Source organism: Sutcliffiella horikoshii (assembly GCF_020524325.1).
In the GTDB taxonomy this organism is placed as follows: domain Bacteria; phylum Bacillota; class Bacilli; order Bacillales; family Bacillaceae_I; genus Sutcliffiella_A; species Sutcliffiella_A horikoshii_D.
Genome location: NZ_JAIVKY010000005.1, coordinates 392,390 through 410,857, shown reverse-complemented (window position 1 = coordinate 410,857; position 18,468 = coordinate 392,390). Strand labels below are relative to the sequence as shown.

Annotated in this window: 21 protein-coding genes; all 21 read right to left on the bottom strand. The window is 39.6% G+C overall.

Annotated features, from left to right (window positions below; all coding sequences use genetic code 11):
• Positions 1–2: 2 nt before the first annotated feature.
• The gene (locus LC091_RS06895) at positions 3–776 is read right to left on the bottom strand and encodes an isoprenyl transferase (RefSeq protein WP_226681297.1); all 774 of its coding nucleotides are present in this window, start codon (positions 774–776) and stop codon (positions 3–5) included.
• Positions 777–906: 130 nt separating this feature from the next.
• A complete protein-coding gene (frr, locus tag LC091_RS06890; protein ID WP_226681296.1) occupies positions 907–1,464 on the bottom strand; it encodes a ribosome recycling factor in 558 nt (185 codons plus the stop codon).
• Between the two features lie 2 nt (positions 1,465–1,466).
• Complete coding sequence (pyrH, locus tag LC091_RS06885; protein ID WP_169292319.1) at positions 1,467–2,189, bottom strand: UMP kinase; 723 nt, start codon at positions 2,187–2,189, stop codon at positions 1,467–1,469.
• A 253-nt stretch (positions 2,190–2,442) separates the two neighbouring features.
• On the bottom strand, positions 2,443–3,324 hold the full coding sequence (gene tsf, locus LC091_RS06880; protein ID WP_226681295.1) for a translation elongation factor Ts: 882 nt from the start codon (positions 3,322–3,324) through the stop codon (positions 2,443–2,445).
• A 109-nt stretch (positions 3,325–3,433) separates the two neighbouring features.
• Positions 3,434–4,141, bottom strand: a complete 708-nt coding sequence (rpsB, locus tag LC091_RS06875; RefSeq protein ID WP_060665922.1) for a 30S ribosomal protein S2 — start codon at positions 4,139–4,141, stop codon at positions 3,434–3,436.
• 158 nt (positions 4,142–4,299) lie between these two features.
• Positions 4,300–4,776, bottom strand: a complete 477-nt coding sequence (locus LC091_RS06870) for a hypothetical protein (protein WP_226681294.1) — start codon at positions 4,774–4,776, stop codon at positions 4,300–4,302.
• Between the two features lie 67 nt (positions 4,777–4,843).
• A complete protein-coding gene (locus LC091_RS06865; RefSeq protein WP_226681293.1) occupies positions 4,844–5,608 on the bottom strand; it encodes a FliA/WhiG family RNA polymerase sigma factor in 765 nt (254 codons plus the stop codon).
• Between the two features lie 37 nt (positions 5,609–5,645).
• Positions 5,646–6,146, bottom strand: coding sequence for a chemotaxis protein CheD (locus tag LC091_RS06860; protein ID WP_226681292.1), 501 nt, complete (start codon positions 6,144–6,146; stop codon positions 5,646–5,648).
• Positions 6,146–6,772, bottom strand: coding sequence for a chemotaxis protein CheC (locus LC091_RS06855; protein WP_226681291.1), 627 nt, complete (start codon positions 6,770–6,772; stop codon positions 6,146–6,148). The genes LC091_RS06860 and LC091_RS06855 overlap by 1 nt, the downstream gene beginning before the upstream one ends.
• 10 nt (positions 6,773–6,782) lie before the next feature.
• Complete coding sequence (locus tag LC091_RS06850) at positions 6,783–7,232, bottom strand: chemotaxis protein CheW (RefSeq protein WP_226681290.1); 450 nt, start codon at positions 7,230–7,232, stop codon at positions 6,783–6,785.
• Positions 7,233–7,363: 131 nt separating this feature from the next.
• A complete protein-coding gene (locus LC091_RS06845) occupies positions 7,364–9,397 on the bottom strand; it encodes a chemotaxis protein CheA (RefSeq protein WP_226681289.1) in 2,034 nt (677 codons plus the stop codon).
• An 11-nt stretch (positions 9,398–9,408) separates the two neighbouring features.
• Positions 9,409–10,491, bottom strand: coding sequence for a protein-glutamate methylesterase/protein-glutamine glutaminase (locus LC091_RS06840; RefSeq protein WP_226681288.1), 1,083 nt, complete (start codon positions 10,489–10,491; stop codon positions 9,409–9,411).
• A gap of 26 nt (positions 10,492–10,517) precedes the next feature.
• The gene (locus LC091_RS06835) at positions 10,518–11,399 is read right to left on the bottom strand and encodes a MinD/ParA family protein (protein ID WP_226681287.1); all 882 of its coding nucleotides are present in this window, start codon (positions 11,397–11,399) and stop codon (positions 10,518–10,520) included.
• Entirely contained in the window at positions 11,399–12,538 is a 1,140-nt protein-coding gene (flhF, locus tag LC091_RS06830) for a flagellar biosynthesis protein FlhF (RefSeq protein ID WP_226681286.1), read from the bottom strand. The genes LC091_RS06835 and flhF overlap by 1 nt, the downstream gene beginning before the upstream one ends.
• Positions 12,535–14,574: a flagellar biosynthesis protein FlhA gene (gene flhA / locus LC091_RS06825; RefSeq protein ID WP_226681285.1), complete on the bottom strand. Its 2,040-nt coding sequence runs from the start codon at positions 14,572–14,574 to the stop codon at positions 12,535–12,537. Before flhA ends, flhF begins: the two co-directional genes overlap by 4 nt.
• Before the next feature lie 30 nt (positions 14,575–14,604).
• A complete protein-coding gene (gene flhB / locus LC091_RS06820; protein ID WP_226681284.1) occupies positions 14,605–15,693 on the bottom strand; it encodes a flagellar biosynthesis protein FlhB in 1,089 nt (362 codons plus the stop codon).
• On the bottom strand, positions 15,694–16,470 hold the full coding sequence (fliR, locus tag LC091_RS06815; protein ID WP_226681283.1) for a flagellar biosynthetic protein FliR: 777 nt from the start codon (positions 16,468–16,470) through the stop codon (positions 15,694–15,696).
• A gap of 4 nt (positions 16,471–16,474) precedes the next feature.
• A complete protein-coding gene (gene fliQ, locus LC091_RS06810) occupies positions 16,475–16,744 on the bottom strand; it encodes a flagellar biosynthesis protein FliQ (protein ID WP_010193366.1) in 270 nt (89 codons plus the stop codon).
• A 13-nt stretch (positions 16,745–16,757) separates the two neighbouring features.
• Complete coding sequence (gene fliP / locus LC091_RS06805; RefSeq protein WP_226681282.1) at positions 16,758–17,423, bottom strand: flagellar type III secretion system pore protein FliP; 666 nt, start codon at positions 17,421–17,423, stop codon at positions 16,758–16,760.
• Complete coding sequence (locus LC091_RS06800) at positions 17,420–18,100, bottom strand: flagellar biosynthetic protein FliO (protein ID WP_226681281.1); 681 nt, start codon at positions 18,098–18,100, stop codon at positions 17,420–17,422. Before LC091_RS06800 ends, fliP begins: the two co-directional genes overlap by 4 nt.
• Before the next feature lie 2 nt (positions 18,101–18,102).
• The gene (locus tag LC091_RS06795) at positions 18,103–18,465 is read right to left on the bottom strand and encodes a response regulator (RefSeq protein ID WP_226681280.1); all 363 of its coding nucleotides are present in this window, start codon (positions 18,463–18,465) and stop codon (positions 18,103–18,105) included.
• Between the last annotated feature and the right edge of the window lie 3 nt (positions 18,466–18,468).

Genomic DNA, 18,468 nt, shown 5'->3' with positions numbered 1-18,468 from the left:
TCTTATATACCACCAAATCTTCTCCCGCGCATTTGAAAACTATTAATTGCTTCGTATAAATCGTTTTCTTCAAAGTCAGGCCATAGTACATCTGTAAAATAAAATTCTGCATACGCCAATTGCCACAGCATAAAATTGCTTAATCGTATTTCACCGCTTGTACGTATTAAAAGATCTGGATCTGGTAATAAATTGCTGAAAAGATATTCCGAGAACATCTCTTCTGTTAATTGATCGGTTGTAAGTGCGTTATCTTTGATATCGGCAGCTACATCCTTTACGGCACGAAGAATTTCATCGCGTCCCCCATAATTTAATGCAAAGTTAAGAATAAGTCCAGTGTTATCCTTTGTTTTCTCCATTGCATTATTAACAGCTCTAAGCGTGTGTTCTGGAAGATCAGCCTTATTTCCCATAAGTCGAACTTGTACATTCTCTTCCATTAGTTCAGGTAGAAATGTACCAAGGAACTCTTCTGGCAATTTCATCAGAAAATCGACTTCGAGTTTCGGCCTTTTCCAATTTTCAGTTGAGAAAGCATACATAGTCAGAACTTTTACCCCCAGGCTATTGGCAGCCTTGGTGATTTTCCTTACGGTTTTCATTCCTTCATGATGTCCGGCAATTCTCGGCATTGCACGCTTTTTTGCCCATCTTCCATTGCCGTCCATGATGATGGCGATATGCTCTGGGATGGGATGGTTCATTATTTCTTCTTTTAAGCTAAGCGATTTAGAGGTTTCTTTGCCTCTCCACTCTTGTATTTTCTTCAGCATAAAAATCCTCCATTAAAAATAAACAGACGTACCTATAGGGAGCTATCCATTTATAGTAACAGTATTAACAAAAAAACCCCCTGTAAACATTAGAGGGTCTTTCCATCTTTCTATTTTACATGTAAATCGCTTATACTTCCATGATTTCTTTTTCTTTTTCTTTTGTAACGGAATCAATCTTAGCGATGAACGCATCCGTCTGCTTCTGAATGTCATCCGTATAGCCGCGTAACTCGTCTTCCGTAATTTCACCGTTCTTTTCTAGTTTCTTCAAATCATCATTTCCATCACGGCGAATATTGCGGATACCGACTTTCGCTTCTTCAGAAATTTTCTTAATTTGTTTCACTAGATCTTTACGGCGCTCTTCTGTCAATGCAGGGATGGAGATACGGATTACCGTACCATCATTGGATGGGTTTAATCCAAGGTCTGCCTTGATGATCGCTTTTTCAATATCACCTAATGATGTTTTATCATAAGGTTGTACCACAAGCAGTCTTGCTTCAGGTACGTTTAAAGAAGCCAACTGATTGACTGGAGTTGGAGCCCCGTAATAGTCAACTGTTACTTTATCTAGTAATGCTGCACTCGCACGGCCAGCACGGATTGTCGCTAATTCTCTGGAGTAAGCTTGTACCGCTTTTTCCATTCTGTCTTTTGTTTGAGTAATAACTTGATTTGCCATAATTATTTCCCCCTCACAATCGTTCCGATATTTTCACCTAATACTACTCGCTTAATGTTCCCTTCTTCCATGATGGAGAAAACGATAATTGGGATATCATTGTCCATACATAGTGAAGACGCAGTAGAGTCCATAACAGCTAGTCCCTCACGTAATACATCTAGGTAAGATAATGTGTCATACTTAGTTGCAGTCGCGTCGATAGTAGGATCTGCACTGTACACTCCATCCACATTGTTCTTAGCCATTAAGATGACATCTGCTTCGATTTCTGCTGCACGCAACGCTGCAGTAGTATCTGTGGAGAAGTATGGGTTTCCTGTTCCTGCTGCGAAGATGACTACACGTTTTTTCTCTAAGTGACGAATAGCTTTTCTTCTAATGTAAGGTTCAGCAACTTGACGCATTTCAATAGATGTTTGAACTCGTGTTTGCACACCAGAGTTTTCTAGACTATCTTGTAGTGCTAAGGAGTTCATTACAGTTGCAAGCATGCCCATGTAATCTGCTGATGCACGGTCCATACCCATTTCACTGCCGACTTTTCCTCTCCAGATGTTTCCGCCGCCTACAACAACTGCTACTTCTACGCCTAGTTCGGTTAGTTCTTTTACTTGTTGAGATACGGATTTGATGACAGTTGGGTTGATTCCGAAGCCTTGTTCACCTGCAAGAGCTTCTCCGCTTAGTTTTAATACGATACGTTGATATTTAGCTTGAGCCATAGTAACCTCCATTAATAAAAGGGTTGAGATTTTCGTTTACTCCTGTTTCCTTCCGTTCCAAGTGTTCGCTTTCCGAGGGGCGGTGCTTGAGCCTCCTCACTTCGTTGCGGGATCTCAACCTACCGCTACCTCCCTTCGGAGTCTTACAACCTTGCACTTCATTCAACAGGGAAATAGGTTTGAGAAATATCAAGCCTATCCTTTCAAAAAGAGGAACACAAATTGTGTTCCCCTTTTATATATGTTGTTCCTCTTATTTTTTAACTTGGCTCATTACTTCTTCAGCAAAGTTGTCTTGGCGTTTTTCGATTCCTTCTCCAACTTCGTAACGGATGAAGGATTTAACAGTAGCGCCTTTGCTTTCTACGAATTGACGTACTTTCATGTCAGGGTTCTTAACGAAAGTTTGGTCAAGTAGGCAGATATCTTCGAAGTATTTTCCAAGACGGCCTTCTACCATTTTAGCTACGATGTTTTCTGGCTTACCTTCGTTTAGAGCTTGTTCAGTTAGTACTTTGCGCTCGCGGTCTGCTTCTTCTTGAGAAACTTCGTCACGAGAGATGTATTTAGGGTTGATCGCAGCGATGTGCATAGCAACGTCTTTTGCAGCAGCTTCATCAGTAGTGCCTTCAAGAAGAGTTAATACACCGATACGTCCGCCCATGTGCAAGTATGCACCGAATGCGTCTGCGTCAGTTTTTGTAACGATTGTATAACGACGAAGAGTCAATTTCTCTCCGATTTTAGCAATTGCAGAGTTGATGTGCTCAGAAACTGCAACACCGTTGTCCATTTTTGCTTCAAGAGCAACTTCAACAGACTCAGGCTTGTTGGAGATTAGGAATTCACCTAATTCATTTACAAGCGTTTTGAAGCCTTCGTTTTTAGCAACAAAGTCAGTCTCAGAGTTCACTTCAAGGATAACCGCTTCGTTTCCTTTTGTTACGATAGCAGTTAGACCTTCAGCAGCAATACGATCTGTTTTCTTTGCAGCTTTAGCAATCCCTTTTTCACGCAAGAAATCGATTGCTTTTTCCATGTCTCCGTTTGTTTCAGTTAACGCTTTTTTGCAATCCATCATACCAGCGCCAGTTTTTTCACGTAATTCTTTTACCATTTGTGCAGTAACAGCCATTGTTCATTTCCTCCTTAGGATATGTAAATATTTTTTATTGCGAATGTCATATTTTCCAAAAAAAAGTGATAAAAGGCTTTCCCCTCTTATCACCTTTTCTTAAATCAAATTATGCAGTAGTTGTAGCTGTCTCTTCGCCTTGTTTAGCTTCTAAGATAGCGTCTGCCATTTTACCAGTTAATAGTTTAACCGCGCGAATAGCATCATCGTTTGCAGGGATTACAACATCGATTTCGTCTGGATCACAGTTAGTGTCAACGATACCAACGATAGGGATGTTTAATTTTCTTGCTTCTGCAACAGCGATACGCTCTTTGCGTGGGTCGATGATGAACAATGCATCAGGAAGACCTTTCATGTCCTTGATTCCGCCTAAGAATTTCTCAAGACGCTCAAGCTCTTTCTTCAACATTACAACTTCTTTCTTAGGAAGTACTTCGAAAGTACCGTCTTCTTGCATTTTTTCAATAGCTTTAAGACGGGAGATACGCTTTTGGATTGTTTCAAAGTTAGTTAATGTTCCACCTAACCAACGTTGGTTAACATAGTACATTCCAGAACGTTCTGCTTCTTCCTTCACAGAATCTTGAGCTTGCTTTTTAGTACCAACGAATAATACTGTTCCGCCGTTACCTGCAAGTTCTTTAACGAAGTTGTAAGCTTCTTCAACCTTTTTAACAGTTTTCTGAAGGTCGATGATGTAGATGCCGTTACGCTCAGTGAAGATGTATCTCTTCATTTTTGGGTTCCAGCGACGAGTTTGGTGACCGAAGTGTACACCAGCTTCTAGTAATTGTTTCATAGAAATTACTGACATGTTATATTCCTCCTAATGGTTTTTTTTCCTCCGTCAACGTCATCTCCAAGCAAAACTGACGAATCAGCACCAATGCTCAGATCGGCAAACGTGTGAATTTATAACACCGAAAATAAATATATCATAATCACTTTTGACAATCAAGTTTTAAATAGGTTTCATTGTCGAAATTTCAACAGTAATTCTACTTCCGTTTTCCCTCTGTTAAGTTTTTTGGCAATTTGAGAGGAAGAAAGTCCACTTCCACTTAGATATTTCACCTGATCTTTAAAGTTCCATTCCTCGAATGGTTTCTCTTCCCTCAAGGTTTCCGTGTCATCATCTCTGACGTTTTCTTGCGTTAATAGGTCCTTCAAATCTGCCTCGGTAAGGTCATCTTCCCTAGTGTCAATGCTTTCATGTTTATCTATTTGAGAGGTACTAGGATTTGGATTAGACAATTTTTGCAAAAAGGTGTTGTTTTCTTCTTTAAGCTCCAATACATAACTTGTGATGGTATCCTCTGCATCTTGGATGAGGGTACGATATTCTTGTTCCAGTTGTTGAACTTTGGAAAGTTTGATGTAAAGTAAAACAATAAAAAAAATCGCAAGTAGAATGAGTGCGAAATTTACAACAGTAAAAATTATTAACATGTCTTCACAACCCTTTTATCATTTGCCTGCTGTCCAGATCTGGAAAGCAGGCGGTCAAACACGCATGTTACAGTATTGGATTTAATTGTTTCCTTAGTTTGAAAATAGCTTTGGAATGTATTTGGGAAATGCGGGATGTTGTAAGCCCCAATACTTGTCCAATCTCTGTCAAAGTAAGCTCTTCTTTATAAAACAAGCTGATAACGATTTGCTCGTTTTCAGTCAGATTCTCAATCTGTTCCCCTAGAAGTTGGATGAGTTCTGATTTTATTAATTCTTCTTCTGGAGAAATAATCTTTTCGTCTTTAAGAACATATGCACCATGCGATTGTTCTTCATTTTCTTTTGGCATCTCATCCATGGACAGTATGTTTGAATAAAAGACTTCATGCATGACGGCGGAAACTTCTTCCTCCGGCATTTCAAGTTGTGCGGCAACTTCTTCCAAAGTGGCATTCCTCATCAGTTTCTGTTCCAGTTTTTCTAAAGTGGATTCAATTCTCTTTGCCTTTTCTCTTACACTTCTTGGGAGCCAATCCTCTTTTCGCAATCCATCTATAATAGACCCTCTAATTCTGAAAGAAGCATATGTATCAAACTTCAAGTCCCGTGACGGGTCAAATTTTTCAATTGCATCAAACAGGCCCACAAATGCCAGGCTTTTCAATTCTTCCCTTTTCACACTTTTAGGGAGGCCAGTTGATATTCGCTGAACATGGTAATGTACAAGAGGCATATATTTTTTCACTAAAAAGTCTCCGGCGTCCGGATCTTTTTTTGTTTTCCAGAGATCCCAATAGGCGGAATCTTTATTTGAAGTTGAAGTAGTCATGGCTTTCCTCCTTATATACTCCTAAGACCGAAAGCAGTTAAATGTAACATACTCCTTTATTAACGGTTTTTATCATTAACTTCCCGTTTTCAGGATTAAATTCAATCGTTCTTCCATTGTTTCCTCCACAGTCCTCACTGATTAATGGAATATGTAAGGCGGCAAGCTTCTCCTTTACCGCTTCTACATTTCTTGGTCCGATCCTCATCATGTCCGTGCTAGCACTGCTGAACTGGAACATCTGTGCTCCGCCGGCAATTTTGGCTTTCATGCTATATGATTTCATTCCTTTAAGAAGAAGATTGTCAACTAGATGTAGAATTCCTGTATCTGCATATTTATCTGCATTAATAGGAGCCTGTCTCGTCAGGTTTGAATCTGGAAGCATGATATGGACCATTCCAGCAATTTTGGTAGAAGTGTCATAAATTACAACTCCTACACATGAACCAAGTCCGGCAGTTCGAATCAGTTGAGGAGACTTCACTATACCCATTTCTGCAATACCAACTTTAACGACTGATTCTACACTAGTCATTATTTTTCACCCAAAGCTGCCAATATTTTTTCAAATGAATCCGGATAAGGGATCAGGAAAAAATGGCCTTTCGTCTTCTCTATCTGGTTATCTGTTGTATCTGTCAATTCTGTGTCGATGAAAATGGAGTGATCACTGACTTGGGAAATTTCCAAAAGTCCAGTGACGACTATTGCACCGACCATATCAATGGTTACTTGCGGTACAGAAGGTGTGACCGCAAGCCCTATACACTCAGATAGCGCTGTTAAATAATGTGCAGAAATTATATTTCCTAACTCTTGTAAAGCGGAAAGTCCAAGTTCATGTGAGGCAAGTTCCTCTACACTTATTTTCTTTTCAGGTATGAGTTGGTTAATCAACTTGGTGGCATCTTCCATGGACAGAACAAAGAATAAGCTTCCCGATAATTCACCTTCCATTCTAAGAAAGACAGCTGCGACTGGTCTGTCTGAACCTCCCATCAATTCCATCATCTCATTAAAAGAAACAATTTTAGCTAACGGGACATTCATGTGTATCTCTTTATTAAGGAGCTGGGATAATGCCGTTGCTGCATTGCCAGCCCCTATGTTTCCCAGTTCTTTTAATAGATCTAATTCATTTAATTTATCTTTATTATTCATCTTTACGGCCTCAATCCTTGGATTGATCTAGCTGTAGGATTTCGTTTAGATCTAGACATACGAAAAGCCTTTTGTCGATTTTCACTACACCTTGAACGTATTTATTCTCTACAGAGCCTACTACTTCCGGAGCAGGTTCTATTTGCCCCTCTGTGATATCGATTACGTCATTGGCTGCATCTACAATAAATCCTACTTCATGTTCATCTAATACGGTGATGATGATACGTGAAGAGTCTGATTCTAGTTTTACCTCGAGGCCGAACCTTGCTCGCAAGTCTACTATTGGAGTGATGACTCCCCTTAGGTTGATGACTCCTTTTATATGGGGAGGGACGTTGGGAACACGTGTGATCGGCAGTAGTTTTTCTATGGAACGTACTTGTTGGACTGGTATGGCGTATTCTTCTTTTTGAAGTTCGAATACTATTAGCTTTAATTTCTTTTCTGTTGCCTCCATAATTGTTACCTCCTGTTCTTATTTAATAAGTGGTTTCGTTTGACACCGCTGTTGATCTCCGCAAATGGCTTCGCTTTCCTAGAGGCGCTGCTGGAGTCTTCGCCTTTTGCTCCAATCAACAGCTAAGGTCTTTATTTGATCAAGGCGTTACAGTCTATGATTAGGGCTACTTGTCCGTCTCCGAGGATGGTTGCTCCGCTGATGGCAAAGGTAGAGTTCAGGTATTGTCCTAGTCCCTTCAGTACTACTTCTTGTTGTCCTATGAAGGAATCTACTACTAATGCGGCAATTTTTTCACCTTTTTTCACCAAGACAAGTGAATAGAAGTCTGGCGGTTCTACCTGCTGCTTTTGCACATCGAAAACTTTTTTCAAGTAAACTACCGGTACGATTTTCCCCCTGAAATCAATGACTTCCTGGTTATGTGCAGTTAAGATTTCTTCTTTTTTAATAATGGCAGTCTCTATAATAGAAGATAGTGGAATCGCATATTTTTCGTTCTCTATTTCCGTTAATAAAACGGAGATAATAGATAGGGTTAACGGTAGTTGGATGGAAAAAGTTGTCCCTGATCCTTCAAGAGAATCAATGGTGATTTTTCCGCCTAATGACTCAATTGTGTTTTTCACAACATCTAGTCCTACGCCGCGGCCGGATATATCGGAAATCACTTCTGCAGTAGAAAATCCAGAAGAAAGGATAAGTTGATATACTTCTTGTTCACTCAATCTTTCCCCTTCTTGTTGAGAAATGACTCCTTTACTGATGGCTTTGTTAAGAACCTTTTCTTTGGAAATACCAGCGCCATTATCCATGATTTCAATAAACACATGATTTCCGCTATGATAAGCTTTTAGTGTTATTTTTCCTTCTTCTGTCTTTCCATTTCGGGTCCTGACCTCAGGTGTTTCAATTCCATGGTCAATGGCGTTTCGCAATAAATGAACAAGAGGGTCTCCTATTTCATCCATCACGGTTCTGTCAAGTTCTGTTTCCGCCCCGATAATATCAATATCCACCTTTTTCCCTAGATCTCTGGCCAATTGTCTTACCATTCTAGGGAAGCGGTTAAAGACTGTTTCAATTGGGACCATACGCATGTTTAATATAATATTTTGTAAATCATTAGAGATCCGGGACATTCTTTCCACCGTTTCAACTAATTCAGGTTCATTCAAATCCTTAGAGATTTGTTCTAACCTTCCTCTGTCTATAACAAGCTCTTCAAACAGGTTCATCAATCCGTCTAATCGGTCAATGCTAACCCTGATTGTTTTATTGGATCCCGGTGTTCCTTTGACTGGAGTTGTCTTCTCTTCCTTTTTTTCCAATACTGCCGTTGTGGGAGCCACTTCTACTTGTGCAGATTTTATTTCTTCTACTGCAACTTCTTCAGCACTTTCACCTTCTAAGGCTGCAAGAAGGTGTGTATCAAGCTTGTTAACACTTACCTTTTCGAGTTCAGATACCTTCATTATTTTTTCTTTAATATTACTTACTTCTTCTTTAGATACCATGGTAATTTGGAAACTATTTTCAAACTTCTCTTCTTCTAATAGATCGACGGATGGATTGGATTTGATTACTTCTCCCATTCCTTCTACCACTTCAAATACCATAAACACTCTGGCAGCTTTTAATAAACAGTCTTGTCTGAGGCTAATTGTAACTTCATATGGAGTGTATCCCTGTTCCTCTGATTGTTGCAATATCGTAATCTCATAGGAATCATATGTTTGCTCGGAAGATTTTTGTTCCTCAGAGATTGTGGGTAAGGAATATTGCTCCCCCTTTTCAATTTTAATTAAAAGGGACACCACTTCTTTAACATCTTTCTTTCCGTCTCCACCTTCTGAGATAGAAAGCACCATTTCCTCTAGGTATTCAACAGAACGAAATACAATATCTAACAGGTTGGTGGTAACAGTTAATTTTTCGTTGCGAATAAGATCAAGAACGTTTTCCATCTGATGAGTAAGGCTGGCCAGATCTTCATAACCCATCGTGGCAGACATACCTTTGAGGGTGTGCGCAGATCTGAAGATCTCGTTAACAATCTCGATGTTTGCAGGGTGTTTCTCCAACTCTAATAGCTGATTATTGATAGTTTGCAAATGTTCTTTACTCTCTTCAAGAAAAATATCTAAATATTGATTTAAGTCCATTCATTGCACCCCTAAGACAAAATGTATTGGTTAATTCTCTTTGACATATGTTTTAAATGATGTACTTCATCCACCATACCTGAGTGTATGGCGGCCCTTGGCATTCCATATACAATACATGACTCTTCTGACTCAGCAAGTGCCAAGGTCTTTTCTTTCTCGTTCTCCTTTAAATACCTTAATCCGTCTGTTCCATCATTCCCCATCCCTGTTAAGATCACAGCAACTTTTTGATAGGTTGCAAGATTCCCAATAGAACGGAACAATGTGTCTACAGAAGGACGATGGCCTTTTATAGGAGGAGCTTCATGAAGGTGAATAAAGAGACTTCCTGCACGTTTAATCACTTCCATATGAAAATCTCCGGGTGCGATATATGCGATCCCTTTTTCCACTTTTTGATTATGTACAGCCTCTACTACTGTTATATCGCAAATGGAGTTAAGTCTATCTGCAAGTGATTTGGTAAAATGCTTAGGCATATGCTGAACAATAAAAAGCGGTGCAGGAAAAGATTTAGGAAGCACGGAAAGGAGTGTTTGCAACGCACGCGGTCCTCCAGTGGATGTTCCGATACAAACCAAGGTATTCACATGATTACTAGGCTTTTCCAATAGGTCTATTTTACTATAAAAACTCTGAGAGGAAACTATTTCCTTATCTTTTTTAATAGGTTGCTTGAAAAGAGAGAGGTTGGACTTGGATGCAAGCAGGATTTTGTTGATGAGCTCCTCTTTCACTTTATGGATATCCAGTGAAATGGCACCGGATGGTTTGGCTACAAAATCTACTGCACCTTGTTCCATTGCAATGATAGTATTTAAGGACCCTTCTGTTGTCGTACTTGATAACATGATAGTCGGAACCGGGTGTTCCTTCATAATGACTTCGAGTGCCTGTAACCCATTCATCAGTGGCATCTCTACATCCAACGTCACAACATCTGGGGAGAACTCTTTTATTTTCTCTATAGCTTCTTTTCCGTTTTTAGCAGTAGCAATTACTTCTATTCCTGGATGTTTTTCCAATAGATCCGATAACAGTTTTCGCATAAAAATGGAGTCATCCGTAATAAGTACTTTCACTTTGTTCATGATACATGCCTTCCTCTCCCATAAAGCTAACCGAACAGTCGTCGAAGCTTATGTATAAATGAGTTGGTTTTCTTGGTGGCAGAAGTGTCAAGTCCAATTAAATAGTTAGATGTAATATCTTGGACAGCACGACTTGCATGACTGTTGGGAAATCTTAATACAAATGGAGTTTGTTCCATTACGGCTAACGTCACATTCTTATCGTCAGGTAACGACCCCAAGTGGGAAAGGCTTCTGTTTAAGAATTTTTTGGAAACAGATTGAAGCCTTACTGCCGTATTTAAGGCATGTTTTGCGCTTACTGCACGATTGACAACCAATTGAAAAGGTATATTCTGATCGTGGTTATGGATAAATTTCAATGCAGAGTATGCATCTGTCATGGCGGTCGGTTCGCATGTTGAAATCAAAATTATTTCGTTACAGGATAAAATTAATTGTAGGCTTTCGTTTGTAACGCCTGCTCCCATATCAAAAATAATGTAATCATATTGAATGGACAATCGTTGAAGCTGAGAGAGAAAATGAATCCTTTTTTGTTCATCAAAATGAAAAATATCTTTTAAGCCAGAACCACCGGCAATGTAAGATAATCCTTCTGGACCTTTTTGAACAATCTCTTCTAAAGAAAGGTTCCTTTCAAAAAGGTGCAGAATACTGTATCTTTGGGTCACTCCCAGAAGAATATCAATATTGGCCATCCCTATATCCATATCAAAAAGTAAAACATTATAGCCTTTTTTTTGCATGGATAAGGAGAAGTTCAACGAAAAATTCGACTTGCCAACCCCTCCTTTACCACTCATCACCGCAATGGCCCTTGCTTCTTGTCTTATAGTGGGTTCTACATGGGGGTTTTCCTTTGATCTTTTCACTTGTTCTCTTAATGCTCTTGCCTGATCATTCATTAGGCTATTTCCTCTATGATCGAGCGAACCATCAATTCTTTCGTGCAAGGAATAAGGTCCTCAGGAACATTTTGGCCATCTGTTATAAACGCCGCACCTTTTTGATACAATCTTGAAATCTCATACATGGAACTAATCGAGGTTGTTTCGTCTTTTTTAGTGAATATGAATTGATGGATCCCCACATTCCAAAATTGGTCAGCTATTTTCTTCATATCCGTCATTTTGGAAGTAAGGGACAAGACCAAGAATGTCGTCATTTCTTCTTTAAAATCTAAGACTTCTTTCAATTCTTCGATAAAATGTTCGTTTAAAAAATTTCTTCCAGCTGTATCAATAAAGACGACATCCAAATGGGATAGCTTGTTTTTAGCAGCTAAGAAATCCTCGGCAGAATAACACACTTCAATGGGCGCTTCTAGAATGCTTGCGTATGTCTTTAATTGTTCGATTGCTGCGATCCTATAGGTATCTGTTGTAATAAACCCGATTGATTTCCCCTTTCTAAGGGAAGCGTTGGCGGCCAACTTTGCCAAAGTCGTTGTTTTTCCGACCCCTGTTGGCCCTACTAGACAGATAAATTTCTTTTTGTAAGGATCTTGATCAAAAGATACCTCTTTCAAAGACTGAAGCAATCCTCCTTCGACCAATTCCAATATAGAGTTATCTGTCATTGTTTTATTTTCCAACCATTTTTCATATATGGTATCCATCATCTCTTCAACATGTAGAGGGCTAATTTCACTTTGTACGAGCTTTTCTTCCAAATGGAAGAAGAAATCAGGCAACAATGGATCCCTCTGCTTTTCTTGTGTTAAGCTTTTCATCATTTTCTTCATTTCTTGTATGCTGTCAAAAAGTTTATCTTGCTCTACCCTTGATGTCGAGGTAGAAATCGTTTGCTTGGAAGCTTGAATCCCCTCAGGTTGAATCTGGGGATTTTTAGTTTTCAGCGTTTGGCTAGACGGTTCTTCATCCACTGCTGCTATCACCTCCACTCCCTTTTTGGAAAGAAGCCCGAAAAATCTTGACGTTTTGACTGATTTGGAATTAAGTATGACCGCATCATCTCCCAATTCAAGTCGGACCAGTTGCATAGCCTGCTGCATATTCTCAGCCTTATATTTTTTTACTTTCATCCTTCCACATTCACCACCCCGATACTTTGTACTTCTATGCTTGCTTCCAATTCGTTATAAGACAGAACAGGTACTTGCGGTATATATCGATCCAACATTTGCTTCACATACATCCTGACAGCCGGGGAACATAATAGAATCGGTGATTGCTCGTAAACAGAAAACTGTTCCATCTGTTCGCCCACTTTTTGGACAATTTCCATTGATACATTTGGATCAAGCGATAAGAAATTTCCATGTTCTGTTTGTTGAATGTGATCAGCAATCAGTTTTTCCACCCTGCCTGCCAATGTCACGACCTTAAACGTCTCATTTCCAACGGCATATTGATTGGTAATCTGTTTACTTAGTGCTTGTCTAACATACTCTGTTAAAAGGTCTGTGTCTGCTGACATCTTTCCGTAGTCTGCCAATGTTTCAAATATAATCGGCAGATTCCTGATTGACACGTTTTCTTTAAGAAGTTTGGCTAATACTTTCTGTACATCCCCAATGGAAAGTGGCGATGGTGTTACTTCTTCCACTAAGATCGGCGTGCTTTCTTTCAAATGATCGACAAGCTGTTTTGTTTCTTGCCTCCCAAGAAGCTCGTAGGCATGTTGTTTCATTTTTTCAGTAATATGAGTTGATACCACAGAAGGAGGATCTACAACGGTATAGCCATACATTTCTGCTTCATCCTTCATATCCTCGCTAATCCATTTTGCAGGAAGCCCAAAGGAAGGTTCTATCGTATCAATACCTTCAATGCTGTCCTCATCCATTCCCGGGCTCATCGCAAGATAATGATCAAGCAATAGCTCACCTTTTGCAACTTCATTCCCTTTTATTTTCAAACGGTATTCGTTAGGTTGCAGCTGAATATTATCCCTTATTCGAACAACAGGTATGACTAACCCAAGCTCAAGTGCTAGTTGGCGTCTTATCATGACTATCCTATCTAGCAAATCTCCACCCTGCTTGGAGTCCGCCAATGGAATCAGTCCATATCCGAATTCAAATTCAACCGGGTCCACGGATAAAAGGTTGACCACGCTGTCTGGACTCCTCAATTCATCAGTCACTACTTCCTCTTCCGTTTCCTCTTCCACCACAATGTCTGCTTTTTGCTTTTTGCTTATCATATATCCACCTACGATGATAAGAGACGCGATTGGTGCCGTTAACAAAGGGCCAATCGGAGTGGCAATACCAAGAAGTAATATAGTGGTTCCAGCAACATAAAGCATCTGCGGATAGGCAAACAACTGTTTCGTAATATCTCCACCAAGATTCCCCTCAGATGCCGCCCTTGTCACCACGATCCCTGTAGCAGTTGCGATCAACAGAGCTGGAATTTGAGATACAATTCCATCCCCTACCGTAAGAAGTGTAAACTTTTGAGCAGATTCAGCAAAACTCAAACCCATCTGTGCCATTCCGATAACAATACCGAAGATAACATTGATGAACACGATGATAATCCCCGCAATGGCGTCCCCTTTTACAAACTTACTGGCTCCGTCCATCGCTCCGTAAAAGTCCGCTTCTTTTGCTATTTTTTCACGTCTCTCTTTTGCAACTTGTTCAGAAATCATCCCTGCGTTCAGGTCTGCATCAATACTCATTTGTTTACCTGGCATTGCATCTAATGTAAATCGTGCAGCTACCTCTGAGACACGTTCTGCACCTTTCGTAATTACAACAAACTGTATAACCACCAGAATGATGAAAACAACAAGTCCAACGACCACGTTGCCACCTACTACGAATGTTCCAAACGTTTCTACAACAGTACCCGCAGTACCTTCACTCAGAATGGATCTTGTCGTAGAAACGTTTAGACCTAACCTGTACAGTGTTAGTAATAAAAGCAAGGATGGAAAGATGGAGAATTGCAACGGCTCTTGTATATTCATGGTTGTTAATAGAACAATCAGAGCAAGGGAGATATTAATAATGATAAAAATACTTAGCATCCATGGATAAAAAGGAATAATTAACATGGCAATAATCAGAATGACACTAAGTAATACGGATAAATCTCTAGCTGACATAGACTTCTATCTCTCCTTTTCTTTCAACCATCATTTCACTTGATTTTGTAACCGGTAAACATAGGCCAGAATCTCTGCAACCGCCTGGAAGAATTCTTCAGGAATGGCATCTCCTATTTCGGCTTGGCTATAAAGGGACCGGGCTAACGGTTTATTTTCCACTGTGACGATGTTATGCTCTTTTGCCTTTTCTTTTATCTTTTTGGCGACATAATCTACGCCTTTTGCAAGCACGATCGGTGCATCACCTTTTGATTCATCATATTTCAATGCAATCGCATAATGGGTCGGGTTTGTAATGATAACATCTGCCCCAGGAACATCCTGCATCATCCTCTGCATCGCCATTTCCCGTTGTTTTTGCTTGATTTTTGATTTAATCAGCGGATCTCCTTCCGCTTTTTTGTACTCATCCTTTACATCGTGCTTGGACATTCGGATGTTCTTTTCATAATCATACTTTTGATATAAATAATCGAAAATGGATAAAAACAATAATGCTCCACCTGCAAATAACCCCATTCTCACTGTCAAATTCCCTAAGAAGGCAAACGCTTCATGCAAGTTCTTTTGAGAAAGAATCAGCACTTCTTCCATACTCATCCACAAAATAGAAAAAGTGATAACCCCTACAAAAACAATTTTCAGCATAGACTTAACAAATTCGACTATCGCTCTAACGGAATAGATCCTTTTGAATCCTTGTATGGGATCTAGCTTATTTAGTTTCATATGTATCGCTTCTGTCGAAAATAACGGTCCTACTTGAAGATAATTTGCTATAACTGCCCCAAGGAAAGCAGCAAGCATGATAGGTCCGACTATCCAAATTAATTGCATAATTAATTCCACAAAAATCATATGAACTTTTTGGACCGTCACTTCCTCGAGCAGATAAACACGGAAGGAATGTTCAAACAGCTTTAAGATCTCTACCTTCATCCAAGGGCCAATTGCAAACAGACATAAGAAAACTGCAATTAATACGAAGGAAGTATTCACATCTGCACTTTTGGCAACCTGCCCTTTTTTCCTTGTATCCTGCTTCTTTTTCGGTGTCGCTTTCTCCGTCTTTTCACCACTGAAATACTGCAGGTCTAACCTAACCCAATTTGTCATCTAGATACCTCCAAGCAATTCCATTAAGCCTCTCATGGTATAAAGCATGAGTTCAAAGAGCTTATAAAACAGGGTGAAAAGGATGGTGAGTGAAAATATGATCGTAATAAAACTTACCCCTATCTTCAAAGGAAGACCCACCACAAAAACATTAAGCTGCGGAACAGTCCTAGCGACGATTCCCAATGCCACATCAACTAAAAAGAGAACACCAACTATTGGGATAGCTAGTTGAAGAGCAATGACAAACATGGTGTTGATCGTTTTTAGGACAAATTCAAACACTTGTGCTTCCCCTAGTGGTATCCAAGCTTGCGTGACGGCTATGAGTTCATAGCTGTAAAAAATACCATCCATCATTAAATGGTGTCCGTTAACAGCCAATAGGAGCAATAAAGCGAATGTGTAGAAAAATTGACCCATGATTGGACTCTGAATGCCTGTTTGCGGATCAATTACATTTGCAATCGCAAAGCCCATTTGAAAGTCGATGAATCCACCAGCTATTTGAATGGCAGATAAGACGATATATGCGACCAGACCTATCAGCAATCCCACCATCAACTCTTTTATGACCAACATAATATATGTCCCATCAATTCCGATGACGGGGAGGTCTAATGAGAAAGACATGACAAGTGCAAAGAAAAAACCGAGACCCACTTTAAAAGTGGAAGGTACATTCCGATAAGAAAAGAGTGGAAGGGTAACAAAAAAGGCCGTCACTCTTGTTAAAACCAATAAAAATGCCGGAAAATAGTTCACCCATTCTAACATGCGATTAACTCACATACCGGTGAATATTATTGAAGATTTCCAAAGCATAGGAAAGCATGTTGGACAGCATCCATGGTCCAAAAACAACCAATCCCACTAATACCGCTACAATTTTTGGTATAAAAGCAAGTGTTTGCTCTTGGATCTGGGTAGTTGCTTGAAAGATACTTACAATTAAGCCCACGACCAAAGCGAGTATCAGAAGAGGTGCGCTAATTAATAGAATCGTATATACTCCTCGTTCTGCCATAGATATTACAAATTCCGGGCTCATTTTTACACCTCATTCAAAATGTTTGCAATAAAGATTTCACGATTAAATACCAACCATCCACAAGGACAAACAATAAAATCTTGAAAGGCAAGGAAATCATAACAGGCGGTAACATCATCATACCCATACTCATCAAAACACTTGCGACAACCATGTCAATGACAAGGAAGGGAATAAAGATCATAAAGCCGATCTGAAAGGCGGTTTTTAATTCGCTGATCGCAAACGCAGGGACTAGAACGGTAAGAGGTATATCTTCAATGCTTTCAGGTCTTTCCATTCCTGCATAATCGATAAATAATGCCAGGTCCTTTTGTCTCGTATGTTTGCTCATAAATTCCTTTAAAGGGATGCTCGCCTTTTCATATGCCTCTTCAAGTGTAATTTCTTCATTGAAAAGAGGCTGTAACGCCTGATCGTTCACTTGTGAAAATGTTGGTGCCATAATAAAGAAAGTCAAAAACAATGCAAGACCTATTAAAACTTGGTTAGGCGGCATCGACTGGGTGGCAAGTGATGTCCGGACAAACGATAATACAATAATTATCCTCGTAAAACTCGTCATCAAAATTAGTATCGCTGGCGCTAAAGAGAAAATAGTAAGTAATAATAATAGCTGTACGGATGTGGAGACAGTTGACGCTTCATTTCCACTAAACAGTTCCATGAATTCCGTCATTGCCCATACTCCTTTTTATCATCCATTTCAGTCAACTTCTTTTTTCGATCTTTAGATAACTGACCTAATTGATCTTGTAAAAGAGAAGAAAAGCTTGATTGGCTTTTTGTTTTCTGCATTCCTTTAAACTTTTCCACCAGACCTGTAAGCTTATCGGAATTGATTGTCATATTCTCTGAACGTTCTCTGTAGGACTGAATCAGTTGTTCCCGTTCTTGCTCATCTGTTATTTCTTTCAGTAGATTGATGGAGTCCCCCACCCCGACAACCAATACACTGTTTCCCACTTTAACAAGTTGAAGAGATTTGTTGTTTCCGAGGTTCGTCCCTCCAATATTTTCAACCGAACGGCCACTGTCTAGCTTATTTCTGCTATTGATTAGCTTCAACGCTCCATAGAGCAAGGCCAATACAAATAGCAGGGCGAATATCATTTTAATAAAATCAAAAAAGGAAACAGATGGCGGCTTTTGCTCCAAAATATCCTTTTCACCTTCAGAAGGAGTGTTTAGTTCTCCTTCTGTTTGGTCAGTTTGTGGTTTTTGGTCTTGTATTTGGTTATAAACACTATCATTCAGACCTTCTTTCTTATCTGCAAAGCCTGTCATCGGCAATGAAAATAGAAAAACCACAACTAGTAAACTACGTAATATCTTGTTGGCATACAAAACAGACACCTCTATGAAAGAGTTTTGTGGATAGCTTCAATCACTCGATCCGCTTGGAAAGGTTTTACGATGAAGTCTTTCGCACCCGCCTGGATTGCATCAATAACCATTGCTTGTTGTCCCATTGCAGAACACATAATGACTTTTGCATTCGGATTGATCTCTTTGATTTCTTTTAGGGCAGTGATTCCATCCATTTCAGGCATAGTAATATCCATGGTAACTAGATCTGGGTGGTGTTCTTTGTATTTTTCCACCGCTTGCATGCCATCCGCTGCTTCACCAACAACGTCATAGCCGTTTTTCGTCAGAATATCCTTTATCATCATTCTCATAAATGCCGCATCATCAACTATTAAAATTCTTTTACTCATGTT